Source organism: Mesorhizobium sp. B3-1-9 (genome assembly GCF_006439595.1).
In the GTDB taxonomy this organism is placed as follows: domain Bacteria; phylum Pseudomonadota; class Alphaproteobacteria; order Rhizobiales; family Rhizobiaceae; genus Mesorhizobium.
The window spans coordinates 55,581-78,957 of record NZ_VFTJ01000016.1 but is presented as its reverse complement, the minus strand read 5'-3'; the positions used below and the strand labels follow the sequence as shown (position 1 = coordinate 78,957).

20 protein-coding genes and 1 riboswitch are annotated in these 23,377 nt (G+C 64.7%); of the genes, 11 read left to right on the top strand and 9 right to left on the bottom strand.

The window, feature by feature from the left end; genetic code table 11:
- The first annotated feature begins 44 nt into the window (after positions 1–44).
- The 5 genes from phbB (at position 45) to FJW07_RS23690 (ending at position 6,796) form a co-directional block, all read left to right on the top strand.
- Complete coding sequence (gene phbB, locus FJW07_RS23710) at positions 45–770, top strand: acetoacetyl-CoA reductase (protein WP_140858962.1); 726 nt, start codon at positions 45–47, stop codon at positions 768–770.
- A 712-nt stretch (positions 771–1,482) separates the two neighbouring features.
- Positions 1,483–4,875 carry a helicase-related protein gene (locus FJW07_RS23705; protein WP_140859024.1) on the top strand — a complete coding sequence of 1,131 codons (3,393 nt, stop codon included), beginning with the start codon at positions 1,483–1,485 and terminating at the stop codon, positions 4,873–4,875.
- Between the two features lie 91 nt (positions 4,876–4,966).
- The gene (locus FJW07_RS23700; protein WP_140704592.1) at positions 4,967–5,353 is read left to right on the top strand and encodes an RNA-binding S4 domain-containing protein; all 387 of its coding nucleotides are present in this window, start codon (positions 4,967–4,969) and stop codon (positions 5,351–5,353) included.
- Positions 5,354–5,504: 151 nt separating this feature from the next.
- Positions 5,505–5,843 carry a ferredoxin FdxA gene (fdxA, locus tag FJW07_RS23695; protein ID WP_140645827.1) on the top strand — a complete coding sequence of 113 codons (339 nt, stop codon included), beginning with the start codon at positions 5,505–5,507 and terminating at the stop codon, positions 5,841–5,843.
- Between the two features lie 371 nt (positions 5,844–6,214).
- Positions 6,215–6,796, top strand: coding sequence for a CarD family transcriptional regulator (locus tag FJW07_RS23690; protein WP_140645828.1), 582 nt, complete (start codon positions 6,215–6,217; stop codon positions 6,794–6,796).
- A gap of 298 nt (positions 6,797–7,094) precedes the next feature.
- On the opposite strand, the gene FJW07_RS23685 is transcribed toward FJW07_RS23690, so the two are convergent.
- From FJW07_RS23685 to FJW07_RS23670, 4 genes are all read right to left on the bottom strand, one after another.
- On the bottom strand, positions 7,095–7,865 hold the full coding sequence (locus FJW07_RS23685; RefSeq protein WP_140858961.1) for an amino acid ABC transporter ATP-binding protein: 771 nt from the start codon (positions 7,863–7,865) through the stop codon (positions 7,095–7,097).
- Positions 7,862–8,542, bottom strand: a complete 681-nt coding sequence (locus tag FJW07_RS23680) for an ABC transporter permease subunit (protein ID WP_140645830.1) — start codon at positions 8,540–8,542, stop codon at positions 7,862–7,864. The genes FJW07_RS23685 and FJW07_RS23680 overlap by 4 nt, the downstream gene beginning before the upstream one ends.
- Before the next feature lie 162 nt (positions 8,543–8,704).
- Positions 8,705–9,478 carry an amino acid ABC transporter substrate-binding protein gene (locus tag FJW07_RS23675; protein WP_140645831.1) on the bottom strand — a complete coding sequence of 258 codons (774 nt, stop codon included), beginning with the start codon at positions 9,476–9,478 and terminating at the stop codon, positions 8,705–8,707.
- Positions 9,475–9,714, bottom strand: a complete 240-nt coding sequence (locus FJW07_RS23670) for a hypothetical protein (protein WP_140858960.1) — start codon at positions 9,712–9,714, stop codon at positions 9,475–9,477. Before FJW07_RS23670 ends, FJW07_RS23675 begins: the two co-directional genes overlap by 4 nt.
- 68 nt (positions 9,715–9,782) lie before the next feature.
- On the opposite strand from FJW07_RS23670, the gene FJW07_RS23665 reads away from it, so the two are divergent.
- Together FJW07_RS23665 and FJW07_RS23660 are read left to right on the top strand one after the other, a co-directional pair.
- Positions 9,783–10,646, top strand: coding sequence for an RNA polymerase factor sigma-32 (locus tag FJW07_RS23665; RefSeq protein ID WP_140645832.1), 864 nt, complete (start codon positions 9,783–9,785; stop codon positions 10,644–10,646).
- Positions 10,647–10,817: 171 nt separating this feature from the next.
- On the top strand, positions 10,818–12,809 hold the full coding sequence (locus FJW07_RS23660) for a caspase family protein (protein WP_140858959.1): 1,992 nt from the start codon (positions 10,818–10,820) through the stop codon (positions 12,807–12,809).
- A gap of 72 nt (positions 12,810–12,881) precedes the next feature.
- Here FJW07_RS23660 and FJW07_RS23655 read toward each other — a convergent pair whose 3' ends face one another.
- The 4 genes from FJW07_RS23655 to thiB form a co-directional block, all read right to left on the bottom strand.
- Complete coding sequence (locus FJW07_RS23655) at positions 12,882–14,348, bottom strand: M48 family metalloprotease (RefSeq protein WP_140858958.1); 1,467 nt, start codon at positions 14,346–14,348, stop codon at positions 12,882–12,884.
- Between the two features lie 152 nt (positions 14,349–14,500).
- Positions 14,501–15,289, bottom strand: coding sequence for a thiamine ABC transporter ATP-binding protein (thiQ, locus tag FJW07_RS23650; RefSeq protein ID WP_140858957.1), 789 nt, complete (start codon positions 15,287–15,289; stop codon positions 14,501–14,503).
- Positions 15,286–16,908 (bottom strand): thiamine/thiamine pyrophosphate ABC transporter permease, encoded by a 1,623-nt coding sequence (thiP, locus tag FJW07_RS23645; RefSeq protein WP_140858956.1) that lies wholly within the window; start codon positions 16,906–16,908, stop codon positions 15,286–15,288. Before thiP ends, thiQ begins: the two co-directional genes overlap by 4 nt.
- Before the next feature lie 240 nt (positions 16,909–17,148).
- Complete coding sequence (thiB, locus tag FJW07_RS23640; protein WP_140782994.1) at positions 17,149–18,159, bottom strand: thiamine ABC transporter substrate binding subunit; 1,011 nt, start codon at positions 18,157–18,159, stop codon at positions 17,149–17,151.
- Positions 18,160–18,201: 42 nt separating this feature from the next.
- Positions 18,202–18,307: riboswitch (TPP riboswitch) on the bottom strand.
- A 137-nt stretch (positions 18,308–18,444) separates the two neighbouring features.
- Here thiB and FJW07_RS23635 point away from each other — a divergent pair.
- Genes FJW07_RS23635 through FJW07_RS23620 form a run of 4 tightly spaced genes read left to right on the top strand, consistent with a single transcriptional unit; the run spans position 18,445 to position 21,504 of the window.
- A complete protein-coding gene (locus FJW07_RS23635; RefSeq protein WP_140858955.1) occupies positions 18,445–19,089 on the top strand; it encodes a thiamine diphosphokinase in 645 nt (214 codons plus the stop codon).
- A gap of 1 nt (position 19,090) precedes the next feature.
- Positions 19,091–20,905: an ABC-F family ATP-binding cassette domain-containing protein gene (locus FJW07_RS23630; protein ID WP_140858954.1), complete on the top strand. Its 1,815-nt coding sequence runs from the start codon at positions 19,091–19,093 to the stop codon at positions 20,903–20,905.
- Positions 20,906–20,962: 57 nt separating this feature from the next.
- Positions 20,963–21,205, top strand: coding sequence for a type II toxin-antitoxin system CcdA family antitoxin (locus FJW07_RS23625; protein WP_140645840.1), 243 nt, complete (start codon positions 20,963–20,965; stop codon positions 21,203–21,205).
- Positions 21,205–21,504, top strand: coding sequence for a CcdB family protein (locus FJW07_RS23620; RefSeq protein WP_140645841.1), 300 nt, complete (start codon positions 21,205–21,207; stop codon positions 21,502–21,504). The genes FJW07_RS23625 and FJW07_RS23620 overlap by 1 nt, the downstream gene beginning before the upstream one ends.
- Before the next feature lie 27 nt (positions 21,505–21,531).
- Here FJW07_RS23620 and FJW07_RS23615 read toward each other — a convergent pair whose 3' ends face one another.
- A complete protein-coding gene (locus tag FJW07_RS23615; RefSeq protein ID WP_140858953.1) occupies positions 21,532–23,328 on the bottom strand; it encodes a hypothetical protein in 1,797 nt (598 codons plus the stop codon).
- Between the last annotated feature and the right edge of the window lie 49 nt (positions 23,329–23,377).

Sequence of the window (23,377 nt, the reverse complement as noted above, 5' to 3'; positions counted from 1 at the left end):
TCGCTACTCTCTACTAGCTCAGACGATTTTAAAGGGAGGACCACATGAGCAAGGTAGCAATCGTCACGGGCGGATCGCGCGGCATTGGTGCTGCGATATCGGTCGCCTTGAAGAACGCCGGCTATTCCGTCGCGGCGAACTATGCCGGCAATGACGAGGCGGCGCAGAAATTCAAGGCCGAGACCGGGATCCCGGTCTACAAATGGTCCGTCGCCGACTACGAGGCCTGCGCCGCGGGCATCAAGCAGATCGAAGCCGATCTCGGCCCGGTCGGGGTGCTGGTCAACAATGCCGGCATCACCCGCGACGCCATGTTTCACAAGATGACGCCCGCGCAGTGGAAGGAAGTCATCGACACCAACCTCTCCGGCGTCTTCAACATGACGCATCCTCTGTGGAGCGGCATGCGCGACCGCAAGTTCGGCCGCGTCATCACCATTTCCTCCATCAACGGCCAGAAGGGCCAGGCCGGCCAGGTCAACTACTCGGCCGCCAAGGCCGGCGATATCGGCTTCAGTAAGGCTCTTGCCCAAGAAGGCGCTCGCGCGGGCATCACCGTCAACGTCATCTGCCCCGGCTATATCGCGACCGAAATGGTCAAGGCGATCGACGAAAAGGTGCTCAACGAGCGCATCATCCCGCAGATCCCGGTTGGCCGCCTCGGCGAGCCGGAAGAGATCGCGCGCTGCGTCGTCTTCCTGGCGTCCGACGAGGCCGGCTTCATCACCGGCTCGACCATCACCGCCAATGGCGGCCAGTACTTCGCCTGATCCCCAACTTCGCCTGATACCCTTTTTGCGCTGAGGCGGCCCCGACGTCGGAGCCGCCTTTTGCCCCGTCGACAAGCTCGGCGCGACACCTTGCCTCAATTCGGCACGCAAAGGTTAACGGCAGCAGCCCCCTTTGTGCGCAACTCAGCCACAAGCTGTGAATTCTCGGTGGGTAAGCTGTGGATAACACCATATCTAGGGGTGAACAAACCGGGAAAATAACCGGATCGCTGATTCGTCGCCGATTCGTTCTGGCTTTGGCCGGAAAGTTAACGGCGGACGGCGCAAACGTCACCGAATCCGTTAAAGGCGATTAAGAAAAATCAACAATTTCATAACCTTGAGGACAAGGCTCAAGTCGACCGCGACCGTTGCCCGGCAAAAGTTAACGACGGTCTCGGCCCGACGGGGCCACGCAGGAATTGGGCCAATTCAGCGATTCAGCATGTGGTGAGACTCACCGTCAAAAGAACCACATATAGCCGTGAACAAAACCTGAATCAGAACGAGTCAGCGATTCGTCGCTGATTCGTTCCAGACTCGTTCCAGCCGTTAACAACGACCGATTTTGCCCACCCCGGCCCGCTCTGCCTGTCCCCAAAGGAACATTCCGCTTTCGCTTCGCGCCCGAAGTCCCTATGTGTCGCCTGTCACACGCGGCGGCACCGCCGTGCTTCAGACTACAAGCGGCAGAAACCTTATTTCCGAGCCGATGAACATCCAGCCGAAACACTCCCAGCCGCTGATCCTTTCGGGCCGCGACGTGACGGCCGTGCTGGGGCCCACCAACACCGGCAAGACCCATCTCGCCATCGAGCGCATGGTCGCGCATGAGACCGGCGTCATCGGCCTGCCGCTCAGGCTGCTCGCCCGCGAAGTCTATGCCCGGGTCTGCGAGAAGGTCGGCGCCCACAAGGTGGCGCTGATCACCGGCGAGGAGAAGATCGTGCCTGCCGGGGCGAAATATTCGGTCTGCACCGTCGAGGCGATGCCGCGCGAAACCGACGCCGCCTTCGTCGCCATCGACGAAGTGCAGCTCGCCGGCGATCTCGAACGCGGCCATATCTTCACCGACCGCATCCTGCATCTGCGCGGCCGCCAGGAGACGCTGCTTCTCGGCGCCGCCACCATGCACGGCATCCTGCAGAAACTGCTTAAGGGCGTATCCGTGGTGACGCGACCGCGGCTTTCGCACCTTGCCTATGCCGGCTCGAAGAAGCTCACCCGGCTGCCGCGGCGCACCGCTATTGTCGCTTTCTCCGCCGACGAGGTCTACGCCATCGCCGAGCTGATCCGCCGCCAGCAGGGCGGCGCGGCCGTCGTCCTCGGCGCGCTCTCGCCGCGCACCCGCAACGCGCAGGTGGAGATTTTCCAGTCCGGCGATGTCGACTATCTCATCGCCACCGACGCCATCGGCATGGGACTGAACCTCGACCTCGACCATGTCGCCTTCGCCCAGAACCGCAAATTCGACGGTTACCAATACCGTAACCTGACCGCCGCCGAGCTTGGCCAGATCGCCGGTCGTGCCGGCCGACACCTGCGCGACGGCACGTTCGGCGTCACCGGCCAGGTCGATCCGTTCGACGAGGATCTGGTCGCCAAGATTGAGGGACATGACTTCGACCCGGTGAAGGTGCTGCAGTGGCGCACCGCCGATTTCGACTTTTCCAGCCTCGATGCGCTGAAACGCTCTATCGAGGCCAATGCGCCGGTCGAAGGGCTGACCCGCGCGCTGCCGGCCGTGGACGCGCAGGCGCTGGAGCATCTGTCGCGCGATGGCGACATCCGCGCTTTGGCCACCGGCAAGGAGCGCGTGGCGCTGCTGTGGGAAGCCTGCGCCCTGCCGGACTACCGCAAGATCGCGCCGGCCCATCATGCCGACCTCGTCGCCTCGATCTATATGGACCTTGCGCGTCACGGCCATGTCGATGAGAATTACATGGCCGAGCAGGTGCGGCGCGCCGACACGACGGACGGCGATATCGACACGCTCTCGCACCGGATCGCGCAGATCCGCACCTGGACTTTCGTCTCCAACCGCCCCGGCTGGCTGGCCGATCAGCTACACTGGCAGGAAAAGACGCGCGAAATCGAAGACAGATTGTCGGATGCGCTGCATGAGCGGTTGACGAAACGCTTCGTAGACCGCAGGACTTCCGTCCTCATGCGGCGCCTTAGAGAAAATACCATGCCTGAAGCCGAAATCAGCCCTACCGGAACGGTCCTCGTCGAAGGCCATCATGTCGGCGAGTTGCAGGGGTTCCGCTTCACCGCCGACCAGAGCGCCGGCGGCGAGGACGCCAAGGCGGTGCGCACCGCCGCCCAGAAGGCGCTCGCCGCCGAGTTCGAGGCGCGCGCCGAACGCTTTGCCGCTTGCGCCAATGGCGACCTGGCTTTGGGCTCGGACGGCGTCCTGCGCTGGATCGGCGCGCCGATCGGCACACTGGTCGCCGGCGACGAGGCGTTGAAGCCGCGCCTGGTCCTGCTTGCCGACGAGCAGTTGACCGGGCCTGCCCGCGACAAGGTCACGGCGCGCGCCGAGCGTTTCGTCAATTTCCAAATCGAGTCGCTTTTGAAGCCGCTGGTCGACTTGAAGAATGCCGACCAGCTCACCGGCATCGCGCGCGGCATCGCCTTCCAGCTGGTCGAGCATTTCGGCCTGATCAATCGCCGCGACATCGCGGAGGAGATGAAGTCTCTCGACCAGGAAGGCCGCGCGGCACTTCGCCGCCTCGGCGTGCGCTTCGGCGCCTACCATGTCTTCGTGCCGGCGCTGATCAAGCCGGCGCCGGCCGGCCTGGTGACTTTGCTCTGGGCGCTGAAGAATGACGGCAAGGACAAGCCGGGCTTCGGCGACGTGGTGCATGCGCTGGCCTCCGGCCGCACCTCCGTGGTCATCGACCCGGCCTTCGACAAGACCTTCTACAAGCTCGCCGGCTACCGCAATCTCGGCCGCCGCGCCGTGCGCGTCGACATCCTGGAAAGGCTCGCCGACCTCATCCGCCCGGCGACCAACTGGAAGCCTGGCCTCGGCCAGCGTCCGGACGGCGCCTATGACGGCCACGCCTTCATGGTGACGCCGCCGATGATGTCGATCCTCGGCGCCACCGCCGACGACATGGAGGAGATCCTCAAGGGTCTCGGCTATCGCTCCGAGGCGAAGCCGGCCGCCGAGGTGAAAGCGAAGCTCGACGCGCAGGACGACGCCGCCCGTGAAGCGGCCGCGGCCAAGCTCGCCGCGGAAGAGGCCGCTCGCGCCGCGCAGACGACGGAGGCGCCCGCCCCCGAGGCCACCACCTTGGCAACGTCCGGCGAGAGCCCGGAGACGGACAGCACCGAAACCCATGCCGCGGAGACCCCGGCCGAGAGCGCGGCGGAGCCTGTCGACGAAACAAGCGGACGAGAGACACTGGCCGCGGAAGCCACGGAAACCGCGGCGGCAAGCGAACCGGCGGCGCAAAGCGATGAGCCGGCCGGCGAGGCCGTGACGGAGGAAGGCTTGCCCTCGGCTCAGGCCGAGTCCTTGCAGACCGAAACCCCGGCCGAGAGCGAGACCCCCGCATCGACCGAAATGACGACGGAAGCCGCCACCGGCGAAACCGCGGCCGAGACTGAAGAGCCGAAGCCTGTCCTTCTGTGGCGCCAGGCGCGCTTCGACCATCAGCGTCCGCGCCATCGCCACGACAACCGTCGCGACAATCGTCCGCGTGGCGGCCAGCCCGCGCGCGATGGCCAGCCTGGCGCCGCTGCCGGCCAGCCCGGCGATCGCCCCGCCCAGGAAGGCCGCCGCGAGCAGCGCGACGGCGCCGGCAAGCCGCGCTTCGACCGCTCGAAGTTCAAGCCACGGCCGGAAACCGGCGACAGGCGCGAAGGTGGCGAACGGCGCGAAGGCAGGCCGCAAGGCGAGCGGCCAGATCGCCACGAGGGGGGCCGCCGCGAGGGCCGGCCCGAATGGAAGGGCAACAGGCAGGACGGCAAGGGCAACGCCCAGGGCGGCAAGCCGGCCTTCCAGGGCAAGCCGCGCGAGGAGCGCCCGCAGCGCTTCGATCCGGATTCGCCCTTCGCCAAGCTCGCCGCCTTGCGCGACCAGCTGAAGAAATAGGCTAGAGCATGATCCCGAACCGAAGGACCGCGCCAGCGAAAAGTGGGAACCGGTTTTCGGATAAGATCACGCTCCAACAAAGCTAGCCCCGATGGTTGGAGAGGGCCGCCAGCGCATCGACAAATGGCTGTTCTTTTCGCGCGCGGTGAAATCGCGGTCCCTAGCGGCGAAAGTCGTCGTCGCCGGGCGCGTCCGCATCAATCGCGACAAAGCAGCGCAGGCCTCCGATCTGGTCAAGCCCGGCGACGTTCTCACCATCACGCTCGAGGGCCGTATCCTGGTCTGGAAGGTGCTGAATTGCGGCACGCGACGCGGTCCGGCCGACGAGGCGCGGCTGCTTTACGAGGACATGTCGCCGGCGCCGACACCCAAGGGCGAGACGGTTCCGGATGCCATTCCAGGCTTGCGCGAGGCCGGCAGCGGGCGCCCGACCAAACGCGAGCGGCGGCAGACCGACCGCCTGCTCGGCGATGATTGAATTGGGCCAGCCGGACCGCCAGCGGCGAGACCGCTGGAATTCTATTCCCCGAGGCCGGCAGTGCCCGAATGCGCTGCCCTTGCAAGCAGCCGGCAAAGGCGTTACCTCAACCTGAAAAAGCCGAGCAAATCGGGACGTTCCGGAGCCTGCAATGACCTATGTCGTGACCGACAATTGCATCAAATGCAAATACATGGACTGCATCGAGGTCTGTCCGGTCGACTGTTTCTACGAGGGCGAGAACATGCTCGTCATCCATCCCGACGAGTGCATTGACTGCGGCGTGTGCGAGCCCGAATGTCCTGCCGACGCGATCAAGCCGGACACCGAGGGCGGCCTCGACAAATGGTTGCAGGTCAATTCCGAATACGCCGAGAAGTGGCCCAATATCACCGCCAAGAAAGAGCCGCCCGCGGACGCCAAAACCTTCGATGGCGAGGCCGGGAAGTTCGAGAAATATTTCTCGCCGGAGCCCGGTGAAGGCGATTGATGCTGGCGCCGGCGACGCCGGCATGACGCGACGTAACGCGACCGATACAGTTGCTGTCTTGACAGGCAGCGACCCCGTTTGGCGTTAGCGAACGCAGCAAAACCTTGATTCTTCCGACTTTTTGTGTTACATCAACGAAACATGCCGGTGACACAACGTCGATTTATGGCGCTAACGCCCCAAATCACTGAAAGGTGAGCTTTTAGATCCGGACCAGAGCGATCTGGGCAGGCGGTCGCATTCGTGCGGTATGCCGGTCCCTGCTTTTCCGGTGGTTCATCCTGTTGCGCGGCTAATGGTCGGCTATCGCCGACCCCATCGGTTCGAGCCGGCATGATGCCGGCTGCACAACTTAAGGAGTTCAGGGCGTAATGGCAACGATCACCCCGCAGAAGAAGTCCAACGCGGCCCGCCACGGGTTCAAGACCGGCGAGTTCATCGTCTATCCGGCGCATGGCGTCGGCCAGATCGTGGCGATCGACGAGCAGGAAGTTGCGGGTCACAAGCTGGAACTGTTCGTCATCGATTTCCAGAAGGACAAGATGCGGCTCAAGGTACCGGTCGCCAAGGCGACCTCGATCGGGATGCGCAAGCTGTCGGAAGAGGACTATGTCGACCGCGCGCTGAAGGTCGTGCAGGGCCGCGCCCGCATCAAGCGCACCATGTGGTCGCGCCGCGCCCAGGAATATGATGCCAAGATCAATTCCGGCGACCTGATCTCGATCTCGGAAGTGGTGCGCGACCTTTACCGCGCCGACAACCAGCCGGAGCAATCCTATTCCGAGCGTCAGCTCTATGAAGCCGCGCTCGACCGTATGGCCCGCGAGATCGCCGCGGTGAACCGCATGTCGGAGACCGAGGCGGTTCGCCTCATCGAGGTCAACCTCAACAAGGGCCCGAAGCGCGGCGCCAAGGCCGACAACGAAGAATCCGAACAGGAAGAAGCTGCCTGAGCTTTTTCGCTCATCGAACTACGAAGAACCCGGCCTCGCGTCGGGTTTTTTGTTTGGGCTTAAAGCATGTCTCCCGAAAGTGGACCCGGTTTCGGGACAAAGACATGCTTAAAATCCAAACTTAAAGCAGGTCGCGTGAATCCTTTTTCACGCGACCTGCTTTAATGCATGTCGCGCAAAGTGTGCAGCGGTTTTGCGATAACGACATGCATGAAAACAAAGCCTTGAAGAAGCGGCGGCCCCCGCTCTTTACCCGGACCTTCGGTCCGGTCTCCCCACAAAAGGGGAGGTAAAGGACTCAGCCGCCAGACTCCTTCTGCGCTTCTTCCTGCCGCAGCGAAGCGATAAACCGCTTGGTCCGCTCACGCTCCGGATTGTCGAACACGACCGAGGCCGGGCCTTTCTCGACGATCGAGCCGGCATCGAGAAAGACGACCTCCTGCGCGATCTTGGAGGCGAGCCTCAGATCGTGCGTCGCCATCACCATGGTTGTGCCTTCGCGGGCAAGCTGCCCAAGCACGTCGACCACTTCCTGCGCCAGTTCCGGATCGAGCGCCGAGGTCGGCTCGTCGCAAAGCAGCACGCGCGGCGACGGCGCCAGCGCCCGGGCGATCGCCACACGCTGCTGCTGGCCGCCGGACAGCGTCGCCGGCCAGGCATCGGCCTTGTGCGCCATGCCTACCTTTTCGAGCAGCGCCATGGCCCGCTCGCGCGCCCTTGGCTCCGGCCATTTCAGCACCGTCACCAGCCCTTCCATGACATTCTCGATCGCGGTGCGATGCGGGAAGAGCTGGAAATTCTGGAACACCATGCCGGTCTGCAGGCGAATGCGCTGGATGTCCTTGGCCGGCACCTTGATGCCCGGATGGAATTCCAGCCCCTCCTCGCCGATGCGCAAAGCGCCGGACGTCGGGATCTCCAACAGGTTGATGCAGCGTAAGAGCGTGCTTTTGCCGCCGCCCGAAGGGCCGACCAGCGCCGTCACGCTGCCCTCGTCCAGGCTGACGGTGACGCCTTTCAGCACCAGATTGTCGCCGAAGCGCTTTTCGATGTCGGTGAGGCCGATCATGCGTTGGCCTCCAGGAACCCGCCATAGCGGTTGAGCCGCACCTCCAGCCGCGCCTGCAGCGCCGACAGCACCGAGCTCAACGCGAGATAGAGCGCCGCCGCCTCGACATAGAGGATCAGCGGCTCATAGGTGGTGGCGACGATGCGCTGCGCCGCCTGGAACATCTCGGGCACCGTGATCGCCGCCGCCAGCGAGGTATCCTTGACCAGCGAGATGAAGGTGTTGGAAAGCGGCGGCACCGCGACGCGGCCGGCTTGCGGCAGGATCGTGCGCCGCATCGCCTGGCTCCAGGTCATGCCGATCGAGTAGGATGCCTCCCATTGGCCTTTCGGCACCGAGCCGATGACGGCGCGGATGATCTCCGACGTATAGGCGCCAATGTTGAGCGTGAAGCCGATAAGCGCGGCGGGAAAGGCATCGAGCAGGATGCCGACCGACGGCAGGCCGTAGAAGATCAGGAACAACTGAACGAGCAGCGGCGTGCCGCGAAAGATCCAGACATAGAAGCGAACCAGCGCAACCAGCGGCTTTGGACCGAACAGCCGGATCAGCGCGGTCGCCAGTCCGGCGATGAGCCCGAGCGCGAAGGACAGGAGCGTCAGCGGCACGGTGAAAATCAGCGCCGCCCACAACAGCGTCGGCAACGATTCCAGCATCAATTGCAGCCAGTGCGGCACGGAGCGCTTCTCCCTTCCAGATACGGCGGCGCGTTCCTCCGTATGGACTGACTATCATGCAAAAGCCGACGGGCCGTCAAAGACGGCGGCGCATGAATATCGTGCAAAGAATAACGGGCCGTCTTTGACGGCCCGCCGGTTTCCGAACAGAGGACGATTGCCTTACTTCGAAACGTCCTGGCCGAAATATTTGTCGGCGATCTTCTGGTAGGTGCCGTCGGCCTTGATGTCGGCCAGCGCCTTGTTGATGGCCGCGACCAGTTCCGGATCGCCCTTGCGCACGATAACGCCGGAATAGTCGGCATTCTCTTCCTGCGCGGCGATCTTCACATTGGCGTCCGGCTTGTGCTTCTTGAAGTCGAGGAAGGACAGGCTGTCGTTGATGGTGGCGTCGGCGCGGCCGGTGAGCAGAAGCTGGATCGACTGGTCGAAACCGTCAGTGCCGACGAGCTCGGCGCCATTGGACTCGGCGAGCTTGCCGAAGTTGGAGGTCAGCGACTGCGCCGACTTCTTGCCCTTGAGGTCGGCGAAGGTCTTGATGTCGGTGTTGTCGCCGCGCACGATCAGCACCGCCTTCGAGGCGATGTAGGGATCGGAGAAGTCGTACTTGGCCTTGCGCGCATCGGTGATGCCGACCTCGTTGATGACGGCGTCGTAGCGGTTGGCGTCGAGGCCGGCGATCAGCCCGTCCCACTTGCCTTCGAGGAACTCGACCTTGACGCCGAGCTTGTCGGCGATGGCCTTGGCGATCTCGACATCGAAGCCGACCAGGGCGTTGGATTCGTCATGATAGGTGAAGGGCGCGTAGGTGCCTTCGGTGCCGACCTTGATGACGCCCGCCTGCTTGATCTGGTCGAGATTGGCGCCGGCATGCCCGGCCGTGACCGCCAGAACCTGCAACGTTCCGGCGACAAGGAGCGATTTGAGCCATTTCATTTTTCTGTGATCCCGTTTTGACCGGTGCCCGGCGCGATTGTGAGAGCCGGAAACTGACAGATAGAAGGCTGCGAAATAAGGAACCAGATTTCAAAAATCGCCTCTTCCAGAAATCTGTTTCTCAAATTTGCCTGATAACCGCCAAGCGACTCTTTCGGGCCGATAACAAAACGTTCCCGCTGGCAATATTTGCCCCCTCGGACGGCGGAACCATCGATGCGCCTGACACGTTGCATGGCTGTTGTAGGGCGCGGCGGCCTCTTTTCAACCGCTGTAAGCCCACTCACCACCAAAAGGAGCCGGCATGATCGAGGACGCGGCAGGACGGACGCTGGTCCGGGCGGCAATGAAGGCTCCTTATCTCGAGCGCGACGAGGAGCATGTCCTCGCTTTGCGCTGGAAGGAAGAGAACGACCAGCACGCGTTGCATAGGATCACCGTCGCCCATATGCGCCTGGTCATCTCGATGGCCTCGAAATTCCGCCACTACGGCCTGCCGCTCGGCGACCTTATCCAGGAGGGTCATGTCGGCCTGCTCGAGGCTGCCGCCCGTTTCGAGCCCGCGCGCGAAGTGCGCTTCTCGACCTATGCCACCTGGTGGATCCGCGCCTCCATGCAGGATTACATCCTGCGCAACTGGTCGATCGTGCGCGGCGGCACGAGTTCGGCGCAGAAGGCGCTGTTCTTCAACCTGCGGCGTCTGCGCGCCCGCCTCGCCAACGGCGCCGAGCCGCTCTCCAATGCCACGCTCTATCGCGAGGTCTCGGCCGCGCTCGGCGTTCCGGAAGCCGACGTGGCGATGATGGATTCACGACTGTCCTCGCCCGACAGCTCGCTCAACGCGCCTTTGGCCGACGAGAACGGCGCCGCCGAGCGGATGGATTTCCTGGTCTCCGAAGACCCGCTCCCCGACGAGATCGTCGGCGACCGGATCGACATCCAGCGCCGGGCTGTCTGGCTGAAGAGCGCGCTCGGCGCGCTCAACGCCCGCGAGCTTCGCATCATTGAGGAGCGCAGGCTGAGCGACGACGGCGCCACGCTGGAAGCGCTCGGCGAACAGCTCGGCATCTCCAAGGAACGCGTCCGCCAGATCGAGGCCCGCGCCATGGAAAAGCTGAAGCTGGCCCTTGTGAAGCAGAATCCGGAATTTTTGGCGGAAGCGGCCTGAAATTAATGTAATTAAAAAATCAAAGATAAGAAATTTATTAAATAAGAATATATTCGCCGTCGAGGCGATTTTTCCTCGATGACGCATATTGATTGTGAGCTCTTTAACAGACCGCTGCGCCGCAATCGGCTTTTTTGACGCCTCCAGATCATAACATAAGGGGGATTTGCCATGCTGCGATGCTGCGCGCTCCTTGTAGCCCTGTTCCTCGTGGGCCTCACGACATTCGAAGCGCACGCCGATCGAAGGGTTGCCCTCGTCATCGGCAATTCCGAGTATCGCGAAATCCCGGCGCTCAAGAATCCCGACAAGGACGCGGACGACGTCTCCAATACGTTCCGGCTGGCCGGCTTCGAGGTGTTCGCCGCCAAGGACCTGACCAGGCTTCAGTTCGAAGAGCGGTTCCGCAACTATCTGGCGGCAGCCGACGGCGCCGATCTCGCGGTCGTCTACTATTCGGGACACGGCTTTCAGATCGGCGGCGAGAATTTCCTGATTCCGGTCGATGCGTCGCTGAAAGACGCGGCCGACATGGAGGTCCAGGCCATCAAGGTCGACGACATATTGCGGCAACTGCGCTCGAGATCGAAGATCCAGATGATCATCCTCGACGCCTGCCGCAACAATCCCTTCCCGCGCAAGGACTATTGGCTGCGCGACCAGTTGATCGTCGCCGGCGACAGCGGACTTGCGCAGGTAACAGGTTCGCAGAACACGCTGATTGCCTATGCAACCGAGCCGGGGGCGGTCGCCTATGACGGTTCCGGCGATCTCAGCCCGTTCTCGTCGTCCTTCTCCCGCCGCGCGCTGGCGCCGGACCAGGAGATACGCTCGGTCATGGCGGCCGTGCGCCGCGACGTGGTCAAGGCCACCAACGGCAAGCAGGTTCCGTGGGAGAGCTCCTCGCTGATCGACGATGTCGTGCTGATGCGCGGGGCGGAGCAACCAGCGCCACCGCCTCCCGACGCGCAGCAGAACGAGCAGGTGGCGGAGCGCGGAATCCAGGTTGGCGATGTCGCCGAGGCGATTGGAAGTCGCGATATCCGCGTCCCGGTCGGCGTCGGCCCGGTTCCGCTGAAACTGGATCTTCCGGCCAAGGATGCCTCGATCAGCCTCAAGCTTGCGAGCTACCCGGCGACCGGAACGCTGTCCTTGCCCGGTCGCGTCCTGTCGCCGCAATCGAGCCTGATGGCCGCCGAGGTCGACAATCTGCGCTACGAGCCGCAGATCGGCTCGGCCGCTCCCGTCGAAGTCGGCTTCGATATCCGCGTCGGCAACGCCGCGAAGCGGGCGACGATGAAACTGTCGCCGGGCGTCGACCCTTGCGACCAGGCCGCTGGCGAGCCGCTCGACCTGCAGGGCGTCGTCCCGGGACGGTTGCCGAATGAGATCGGCGGCGGGGCTCTCGAGACCTGCGAGGCGGCGGTGAGGTCATACCCCGACATTGCGCGCTTCCGTTACGAGCTGGGGCGGGCGCTGCTGGCGGCGGGCAGGATCGACGAGGCCAGGCAAGCGATCCAGGAAGCCGCGGACAAGGGACATATCCGCGCCCTGTTCGCGCTCGGCTCCATCGCCTCGTCCGGAACAGGGGCGGCTGTCGATACATCGAAGGCGAACGACCTCTATTCGAAGGCGTCGGACAACGGAGACCCCTACGCCCTGGCCGCCTGGGGACGCGCTTTGTTCAATGGCCTCGGCGTCGAGCGCGACACCGGCAAGGGCCTCGACCTGCTGCTCCAGGCAGCGGCGATGGGGCATGTCGACGCCATGAAAGAGCTTGCCGTGATCTTCACGGAAGGCCGCAACGGCGTGCCCGCCGACCCGGCCCGCGCCCTGGCTTTCCTCAAAGCCGGCATGGAGCGGCAAGACGTCTATTCGATGGGCATTCTCGGTCTTTCCGCGCACCCCGCGCGCACCATCCCCGTGGTCATGGCGTGCAAGGCCCCGAAGGTCATCACGAAGATAAAAGTGGTGCGCGTGCCCGTGTCGAAACCGAAGACCGTCACACCGACAATTCCGGGGGCACCAAAGGTCAAGCCGATGCCAACGGGAACCGGGAGGACATCCTGGACTGGTGGCAGTAGCCACGCTGCCAGCACCGGCGGTGGCAATACCGGCGACGGCGAAGGTGACGGCGGCGACACCGGTAGTGACGGCTTGTGAAGGACAACGGCTCCCGGCCCGGGCGATTGTTCAAATAGCCGACGGCGCCTGGTTGGTGCGAATTCGCGAGTCCTACCTGTCGGTGACGATCTTGACCTTGTCGCCCGACGACACTGTCGCGCCCGGCGACATGGCGTTGAGCACGCGGAACAGGTCGAGCTTGCGGTCGACACCGACCATCTGCGCGGCGAGCGAGCCCATGGTCTGGCCGGCCTGGACAGTGACGACCCTGATATGCAGCGGCTTCAGCGCCGCCTTCTCGGCCGGGCTCAGCACACGGAAGGAGCCGCTGACCGAGCGCGCGACTGAATCCAGCGAAGTGCTGGCCGAGGGCGCGGCCGTCAGCAGCCTGTAGACCTGCCCGCCGGCGCGGATCACTGCGATGTCGAACTGCCAGCCTTGCGCGCTGGCATGCGCAGTCGCCGCATCGTTGCCGTTGATCGTCTCCTGGCGCACGCTGGCGTCTTCCAACCCCGCCACCCAGCCGCTGCGGATGTAATCGGTGAGCGAGACGGACTTGTCGATCGCCACGCCGTCGAAGCGGATGGCGATGTCGCCAGGCCCGGTCGCGGTGACGGCGGCCGCCGAATTGTCGATGACGAAACCCTCCGGCACGGTGAAGGACACCCCGAGTTTGGGATGCATGAAGGTCTGGCCGCGCACATAGCCTTCTTCCGGCGTGTCGCCGTAAAGCAGGCCGTCTATGCCGGCCAGAAATGCGTCGCGGTCGCGCGTGCCGACGCCGGGCGGGCCGAAATTGCGCGCAAGGCGCTGCGCCAGCTCGATGCGCTGCGGCGTGTTGGGGTGCGTCGCCAGGAAGTCGAGGCTGGCGTCGGTGGCGCCGCTGACCGAGCGGAAATCCGTATAGGCCGACATCGACTGCAGGAAGCGACCCGCCGCATAGGGATCGTAGCCCGCCTCGCCGATCGACTTGATGCCGATGGCGTCGGCCTGCAGTTCCTGGTTGCGCGAGAATTGCGCAAGCCTGAGCTTGCCGCGGATGAGCGCCGCCTTGGCCGTCGGGCTGTCGCCGAGCACATCGGAGACCACCTTGGTCGCCAGGCCTTCCTCGGCTTCGAGCTGCTGCCGCTGCAGGCCGTGATTCGCGGTGACGTGGCCCATCTCATGCGCGATGACGGCGGCAAGCTCGGACGAATCATTGGCCAGCGCCAGCAAGCCGCGCGTCACATAGAGATAGCCGCCCGGCAGCGCGAAGGCGTTGACGTTGGGCGAGTTGAGGATGGTGATGCGATAGGTCTGGGTAGGGTTGGCTGACACCACCGTCAGATTGCCGACGACCTTGGCCACCATGCGTTCGAGCCTGGGATCGGAATATTCGCCGCCATAGGTGGCGAGAATCCGCGGATGCTGCGCCTTCGCCATTTCGGCGAGCTTGGCGTTGGCGACGACATTGTCGACGGTGATCGGCTTGTCGGAGGGCTGGAAGCCGCTTTCCTGCACGTCCGGCGGCGTGAACATCTGGCAGCTGGCCAGTACGGCAACGCTCGCCAGCGCGAGAAATCGTGCCAGCGGCCTCATCCAAACCTTCTCAGCGCCGGTCGACAGATCGGTTCCTTTCGAACTCTTTCGGCAAATCGCGGCCCAGCCGGACCAGCATGGCCGGACCTAGCCACACTCCCCCGGACAAGGCAAGCAAACGCCGGATCGCCCGTTGCCGGTTTGGCCGTAAATTATGTCCGCTTCCAGGCAATATGTTGTGATCCGGCAACGGTGCCGCCTCGATCGCCGATATAGCGCCGGAAGGCGTCCGGTCCAGACCGATCGAAGAAATCATCCGCCGGCCCGGTTGCCGCGATCGTGCCTTCGTCGAGAAAAGCCACGTCCTGGCCGATGCGGCGCGCATCTTCCGGCTGATGCGTGACGAACAGCACCGTCATTTCGCGCTCGGCATGGATGCCGGCCATAAGGTCGAGCATGTCGTCGCGCAGCGCCGGGCCGAGCGACGCGAAAGGTTCGTCGAGCAGCAAGACTGGCCGGTCGCGCAACAGCACCCGCGCCAGCGCCACGCGTTGCCGCTCGCCGCCGGAAAGCTCGCGCGGCAACCGCCTTTCCTTGCCCGCAAGACCGACCCGCGCCAGCGCCTCGGTGACGTCGGCGCGATCGGCATCGCCGAGTTTGAGCGACGGCGAGCGGCCGAGCCCGACATTGGCTTCGACCGAAAGATGCGCGAACAAATTGTTTTCCTGGAACACCATTGACACCGGCCGTGCCGAAGGCGGCGTGTTGCCGAGATCGGCGCCGCCGATCAGCACCTTGCCCGCATCGGGCGTTTCGAAGCCGGCTATCAGATTGAGCAGCGTCGACTTGCCGGAGCCGCTCGGCCCCATGATGGCGGTGATCCTGCCGGCCGCGAATTCGGCGTCGAAACTGAAGGAGGATTCGCCATAGCTGAACGAGACGCCCTCCAGCGCGACGGTGAGGCCCTTTTGCGCGGCGGCGCCATCGATGCTCGTCGTCATGACTTTCCTTCCCGCCCCAGCCAGTCGGCGGCGACCACCAGCATCAGGCAGACGAGGCCAAGCAGCAAGGCAAGCCCCGCGGCGTCGGCTGTCCGGTAGCTGCCCATGCGCGCCAAAAGCAGATAGGGCAAGGTCTGCACGGAATCGCTGCCGAACAGCGCGATCACGCCGAGATCGCCGAGCGACAGCGCCACGGCGAAAGCGAAGCCGGTGGCCAGGGGCCGCCCGAGCGACGGCCAGTCGATCAGGCTGAGCCGGGTCCAGCCGGATATGCCGAGCGCCAGGCAAAGCCGCTCGTGGCGCTCGCTCGCCGCGTCATAGGCCGGGCGAATGGCGCGGATGGCGAAGGGCATCGCCATCACCGCGTTGACGGCGACGACCATGGCCGGCGCGACGGCGAAGACATCGGTGACGTGGCGCAGCGCCAGGAACCAGCCGGCGCCAAGGACGATTGGCGGCACGACCAGCACGAAGCCGGCGCCAGTGTCGGCGGCATGTTCGAGCAGGCCCATGGCGCCGCCTGCCCGGCGCCGCAGGGCCAGCGCGCGCCGCGCCGCGATCAGCGCCAGCGACAATGTCACGCTGAGCAACGCCGCAAGCAGGGCGAGGCCCGCGCTGGTGAGCGTCGCGCGGCGCACCGCCTCCTCGTCCGCCAATCGGCCGAGGTCGGCCTGAAGGCCTGAAAGCACGGTCGCCAGCATCGGCCCGGCGACGAACAGCAGGGCCAGCGCGATGAGGCCGGCGTTCAGCACGCTTTCGGTCCGTCCCGCCGAAAGGTAGCGGCGTGGCGCCACCGGCAGATTGGCATCGCCGACCGTGTTGGCGCCGAGCCGCGTGAGCGCAACGACCACGACGAAGGTGAGCGCGATCTGCAGCAGCGTCAGCACCACGGCGCGCGCGGGATCGAAGTCGAAGCGCAGCGCCTGGTAGATGGCGACTTCCAGCGTCGTCGCGGCCGGACCGCCGCCCAGCGTCAGCACGATGGTGAAGGAGGTTATGCAGAGCATGAAGACCAGCCCGGCGATCCCCGGCAGGGCCGCGCGCAGCACCGGCCATTCGATCAGCCGGAAAGCCGGCCGGGCGCCCATGCCGAGCTGACTCGCCAGCCGCCACTGGTCGGCGGGAACGGTGCCCAGCGCCTCGAGGAAGAGGCGCGTGGCCAGGGGCAGGTTGAAGAAGACATGCGCGACAAGGATGCCGGAGAGGCCGTAGATTCCCGGCCAATCCCCACCGCCAAGTTCGGCGAAGACGCCGGCAAGATACCCCGCCCGTCCATAGAGCGCCAATATGCCGAGCGCGGCGACGATCGCCGGCAAGGCCAGCGGCACGGTGAACAGCTGCAGGATCAGCCGACGCCCGGGAAAGGTCGGATGTCTCGACAATGCGCGCGCGACCAGCAGCGCCGGCGCGACCGACAGCAGCGTCGACAGAGCCGCCTGCCAGAGCGTGAAGCGTGCGACGCGCAAGAGGTAGCCGTCGAAGGCCGCGGCAGCGCCGGAGAGATCTTGCGCGCCTTCGAGGACGAGGCCGGCGAAGGCGCCGCCAATGAGGAAGCCGATGGCGGCAAGGGCGATGACGCCGGCGTTGATGCGGGAGTCAGGGTGCGCGGCGGCTTGCACGTCGCACCTTGGTGGAATTCAGCAAACGCCGCGTTCCTTCGCGCCCCCCTCTGTCCTGCCGGACGTCTCCCCCTCTAGGGGGGAGATTAGCAACTTCGACGCCGCGCTCGATCCTGCAACGCCGGAGATTGGCGAAGGCCGGCGTGACAGCCAATCTCCCCCCTAGAGGGGGAGATGTCCGGCAGGACAGAGGGGGGCGCCGTAGAGCGATCATCGCGGAAGGATAATAACCGAGACGTCCTACTTGCTCATCACCGCAAGCCACTCATCCACCCAGGCCTTGCGGTTGGCAGCCACTTCCTCCGGGCTGAACAGCAAGGTCTTTGTCGGCTTGACCAATTTGTCGAAGGCCGGGTTGAGCGGCTTGTCGGTCTTGCCGGCCGGGAACATCCAGTTGGTCTCCGGAATGACGTCCTGGAATTTCGGTCCGGTCATGAAGGCGATGAACTTTTGCGCCAGCGGGTTCTTGGCGCCCGTCGTGGTGATGCCGGCAACCTCGATCTGCAGGTACTCGCCTTCCTCGAAAGAGGCCGCCTGATAGCGCTCGGTGTTCTCGGCCACCATGTGATAGGCCGGCGAGGTGGTGTAGGAGAGCACCATCGGCGCCTCGCCCTTGGTGAACAGGCCGTAGGCCTCGCTCCAGCCCGGCGTCACCGTCAGCACCTTCGTCTTGAGCTTTGCCCAGGCCTCCGGCGCCTTGTCGCCATAGACGGACTTCACCCACAAGAGCAGGCCTAGGCCGGGCGTCGAGGTGCGCGGATCCTGGATGACGATCTTGTCCGTGCCGGCGCCCTCCACCAGGTCCTTCAGGCTCTTGGGCGGTGTCTTCAGTTTTTGTGTGTCATAGACGACGGCGAAATAGCCATAATCGAAGGGGACAAAAGTGTCGTCGCTCCAGCCGCCGGGCACGTTGATGCCGGAGACTTCGCCATGCGGCGCGAACAGGCCGCTCGCCTTGGCATCTGCCGTCAGGTTGGTGTCGAGGCCGAGCACGATGTCGGCCTTGGTGCTGGCGCCTTCCAGCTTGACGCGGTTGAGCAGGGCGACGCCGTCGGCCACCGAGACGAATTCGAGATCGCAGCCGCATTCGGCCTCGAACTCCTTCTTGATGGCCGGGCCGGGTCCCCAGTCGGCGGTGAAGCTCTCATAGGTATAGACGGTGAGCTTGTCCTTTGCCTCTGCAGGCGCGACGCTCGCCAGAAGCGAGACAAGACCGGTTGCGAGAATGAGATTGGACAGCATTGCGCGCATCGGCGCCTCCTTCGTTCGAATGACAAGGATTGAGGCGCCGGATGGTCCGAAACGTCTAATCCCTCCGCCGGTACAAACCGGATCAGGTTCAGCGGGTTGGCTTGATCGCCTCTCAGCCGGATCACGTCCGGCACCCCGTTAGAGCGTTTCGACAGATAGGCCCCGCCGAAGCGGCGCGCAAGCGGAAGTTTGCCGGGCAGCTGATGTTCGGACAGCAGGCGCGCAACCGAAGCGCGGGGCCGTCCGGCTTCCGTTTCGCTTGGAGGGCTGGTAAGGGCCACGGCCATGGGCACATTCACCATCCTGCTTGGCGGCGAGCTTATTCGCACGCCCCGGCTCGAACGCCAGATCGAAGCTTCGCGCGTCATCGCCGCCGATGCCGGCATCGGCCATGCCCGCATGCTTGGACTGGTGCCGGAGCTGTGGGTCGGCGATTTCGACTCGGTGCCTGCCAATCTGTCGGATGATCTCGCCGCCGTTCCGCGAAAAGTCTTCCCGGCCGAGAAGGACATGACCGATGGCGAGCTCGCCATAGCGGAAGCGCTTAAGCGTGGCGCCACCAGCCTGGTGCTGGCCGGCGCCTTCGGCGGCAAGCGCGCCGACCATGCTTTCTTGCACCTGGCGCTTGCGCTTCGGCTGGCAGAGGCCGGCACCGAGGTCTTGCTGACCAGCGGCGCGCAGGAAGGCGTTCCCATCCTGCCTGGCAAGGCCGGCTTCGACTATGACGACGGCACCTTGTTTTCGGTGCTCGGCTTCTCCGAGCTCGCCGGCCTGACGGTGACCGGCGCGAAATGGCCGCTCGACTGCGTCGAGGTGGCGTTCGGCTCCTCGCTCACTATATCAAACGAGGTCAAAGGGCGGCTCGGCATCGCGCTGGAGCGCGGCCGGGCGCTGCTTCTGGCCCACCCCTATCCTCTTCCAGAAAGCTGACATGGCGCCGCCACTCCTCAATCTCGACGGCATTAAACTGACCTTCGGCGGCACCCCGCTGCTCGACGGCGCGGCGCTCAGCGCATCCGCAGGCGAGAAGATCGCGCTGGTCGGCCGCAACGGCTCCGGCAAGTCGACGCTCCTTAAGATCGCCGCCGGCATGATCGAGCCGCAGGACGGCGAGGTGTTCCGCCAGCCTTCGGCGACCGTCCGCTATCTGCCGCAGATGCCGGATATGGACGGCTTTGCCGACGTGCGTGCCTATGTCGAGGCCGGCCTCGGCCCGGCCGACGATCCGCATCGCGCCACCTATCTGATGGAGCATCTCGGCCTGACCGGCGAGGAGCGTCCGAACGATCTTTCCGGTGGCGAGGCGCGCCGCGCCGCGCTTGCCCGCGTCATGGCTCCGGAGCCCGATATCCTCCTGCTCGACGAGCCGACCAACCATCTCGACCTGTCGGTCATCGAATGGCTGGAAGAGGAGCTTGCCCGCACCTCCTCCGCCGTCATCCTGATCTCGCATGACCGCCGCTTCCTCGAGCGCGTCACGCGCGCCACCGTCTGGCTCGACCGCGGCCAGACGCGGCGGCTGGACAAGGGCTTTGCCCATTTCGAGGAATGGCGCGACCAGGTGCTGGAAGAAGAAGAGCGCGAGCAGCACAAGCTCGGCCGCCAGATCGTGCGCGAGGAGCACTGGCTGCGCTATGGCGTGACCGCCAGGCGAAAGCGCAACATGCGTCGCCTCGGCGAGTTGCAGACCATGCGCCAGCGCTTCCGCAGCCATCGCGGCGCCGAAGGCACTGCCACCATGGTGGCGAGCGATGCAGCCGAATCCGGCAAGCTGGTGATCGAGGCCAAGGGCATCGACAAGAGCTTTGGCGAGCTCACCGTGGTCAAGGGTTTCTCGACCCGCATCCAGCGCGGCGACCGCGTCGGCCTGGTCGGCCCGAACGGCGCCGGCAAGACGACATTGTTGAAGATGCTGACCGGCGAGCTGGCGCCGGATGCCGGCACCGTGCGGCTCGGCGTCAATCTGGAGATCGCGACGCTCGACCAGAAGCGCGAGTCCGTCGACCCGGCCGAGACGCTGGCGCATTACCTCACCGACGGGCGCGGTGAGAACCTTGTTGTCAATGGCGAGCAGCGCCATGTCGTCTCCTACATGAAGGATTTCCTGTTCAAGCCGGAGCAGGCGCGCACGCCGGTGCGCGAGCTTTCCGGCGGCGAGCGCGCGCGCCTGCTTCTGGCCCGCGTGCTGGCGCGGCCGGCGAATTTGCTGGTGCTCGACGAGCCGACCAACGATCTCGACATGGAGACGCTGGAACTGCTGCAGGAACTGGTCGCGGGCTTTGCCGGAACCGTGATCCTGGTCAGCCACGACCGCGACTTCCTCGACCGCACCGTCACCAGCGTGATCGCGCCGGACGGCAACGGCCGCTGGATCGAATATGCCGGCGGCTATTCCGACATGCTGGCGCAGCGCGGCGGCTCGAAGCTGGAAGACCGCAAGGCGAGGTCGAAGGCCGAGGCGAGCGAGGCTGGATCGAAAGCCGAACAGGCAGCACCCAAAGGCCCCGCCAAAAAGCTCTCGTTCAAGCAGAAATTCGCATTGGACTCGCTGCCCAAGAAGATCGAGGCGGTGACGGCCTCGATCTCGCGGCTGGAGAACAACATCGCCGACCCGTCCTTCTACGAGCGCGACCCGGCCTCGTTCCAGAAGACCATTGCCGCGCTCGACAAGGAGCGCACGACGCTGGCCGCGCTCGAGGAAGAGTGGCTGGAACTGGAGATGCTACGGGAAGAGATGGAGGGATGAGCAGCTTGCTTGCACGCAGATATGCGCTTATTCTATGCGCATGAAGAGAGGTAGGCCATGCTCCATTCAACTGCAAAACCGCAACGCAAATCGGTCAACACCTCGATTGATTCCAGATTGATCGAGGAGGCCAAGGCATTGGGCATCAACATGTCCCGCGCTGCCGAGCAAGGGATCGCTAAGGCAATTTCTGCCGAGAAAACGCGTCGCTGGCAGGAAGAGAACAAGGAAGCGCTCGAAAGCTCCAACGAATATGTCAAACGCAACGGTCTGCCTTTAGCCAAGCACCGGCTGTTTTGATGGCCCGTTATGATTTCTATCGGAACGCAGGAAGCGACGGTTATCTCCTTGATGTCCAGTCCGACATACTGGAACACCTCGACACCAACGTCGTCGTTCCGCTTCTGCCGCCCAACATCGCACCGTTGCCGGCGCGCAGGCTAAATCCGATCTTCAGAATCGATGGCAAAGACCACGTGATGGTCACTCAATTCATTTCGGCTGTAATGGCTTCGGAATTGCGGGCGGCAGAAGGAAACCTCGCAAGACATCACGATGAGATCGTCGCCGCTCTCGACATGCTGTTTCAGGGCTTCTGAGCGGTAGCTCAAGACCGCCGCTGTTCCTCACCCCGACGTCTTCGCAGCCCAGGCCTTCAGCGCCTCGTCGAAAACCTTCTCGCCCGGGATGCCCTTTTCCATGGTGAGCAGCGCGCGGCGTCCGGTCTTGTAGACCACGGGCACGTCGATCCAGTCCTGGCCGCGAAGCAGCGTCAGGTTGGCGTCCTCGTCCGCCTTGGTGTCGTTGAGCGCGACGAGGAAGAAGCCGTCGGCGATCTTGGCCGGAATGCCGATCAGCGGGCTGCCGGCGTCCTGTTCGGAGCTCTTCATGGCGATGCGCAGGATGTTGTCGACGCCGCCGCCGTCAAACCCTTCCGGCGTCAGGAAGATCATCTCGACGATGTGGCTGGCCGGCAGCGTCTGGTCGGTGTTGCGCCGGATCGTCATGCGCAGCTGGATATTCTTGCCGGGGATCGTCGCCTCGGCGCGGATCGCCGGTTCGGGCGGCAGATCGCCGCCGGGCGATTCCTGCACCAGCGACCAGACGATGCTGCCGGGCTCGGCCGTGCCCTGCTGCGTGCTGGTGCGCTCCTCATAGAAGATCGCCTTCTGTCCTACCGGCACGGTCGCAGTCGTCGGCGCTGGCGCGGGCGGCGTCGTGCCTGCGGCCGGCGGCGTTGCTCCAGCCGCCGGTGGCGTGGTGCCAGCCGCGGGCGGCGTTGCCGCATCAGCCGCGGGCGGTGTTGTTCCGGCCGCTGGCGGCGTCGGATTGGCGGCGTCGGTCGGAGCCGGCGTTGCGGCAGGCGCCTCGGGCGTTTGCGTGGCCGGAACAGGCGGTGTCGTCACCGGCGCGGCCGGCGGCCGGGAGGTCAGCGCCGCGACGGATTCGCCTTCGCCGATCGTGGCCTGTCCGCCGGCCGGACCGGGATCGGTCTCCTTGCCCTCGGGTGTCAGGCGTTGCGTGAATTTGGTCGCGTCGGCCGGCTCGCTGGCGCTGGGCGCAGCCGGCGCGGCCGCCGTCTCCGTCGCCGGCTTGGCCGGAGCCGGCTTGACCAGCGGCTCGGTCGAGACCGTCTTGCTGCCACCGCCAAGGCCGAAGAGCGAGCCGAACGCATTCTTGTTCAGCCATATGCCGTAGCCGCCGCCGGCGAGCACCAACAGCGCGATGAGAGCGGCGATCAAGCCGCCATAGCTGCGCTTGCGTTCCTGCCGCTGTGGCCGCAGGCGCTGGAAGGTATCGGCCGCCGGCTGCTCGTCATTGGCAAAGACATCGCCGCCGTCATCGGCATCGTCCATGCCCGTCAGGCCTACATCGTCCTCGCGCGGCGACGGCATCGGCGGCGGCGCCTTCTGCCAGGCTGGTTCGGCCTTTGGCGCGGTCTGCCAGTTCGGCTCCGTCCTTGCCGTGTTCTGCCACGCCGGCTCGGCTTTCACGGGGTTCTGCCGCGCGGGCTCCGCCTTCGGCGCACTTTGCCAGCTTGGTTCCGTCCTGGCGGGCGCGGGCGCCGGCCTGAACGGTTCGGATTTGAACGGATCCGGCTTGGCAGGCTCAGGCGCCGCCGGCTGGCGGGAATGGCTCGGCTGGTTCTTGTTGCGGTCGATGGAGGAGAAAATATGCTCCAGCTCCGCCAGCGGATCCTCGGCCGGAACGGGTTTGGCATATTCACGCTCGACGCTGGAGATGGCATCTTCCAGCGAGCGCTTCTGCTTGCTGACGACATCGGGCGCAAGCGGCGGGGAATACTCGGCGAGCTTCTTCGCCAGCACCGCGCGGGCACCGTCGTATATCTGTTTGCGCACCTCGAACGAAGGGTCCACCTTCTTGTCGATCTGCTTTTTCAGAACACTAACGAAATCTGCCATGCGTCAGGTGACCTGCATTCTTTTCCCGCCGGCCGCAAATCAGCCGTAG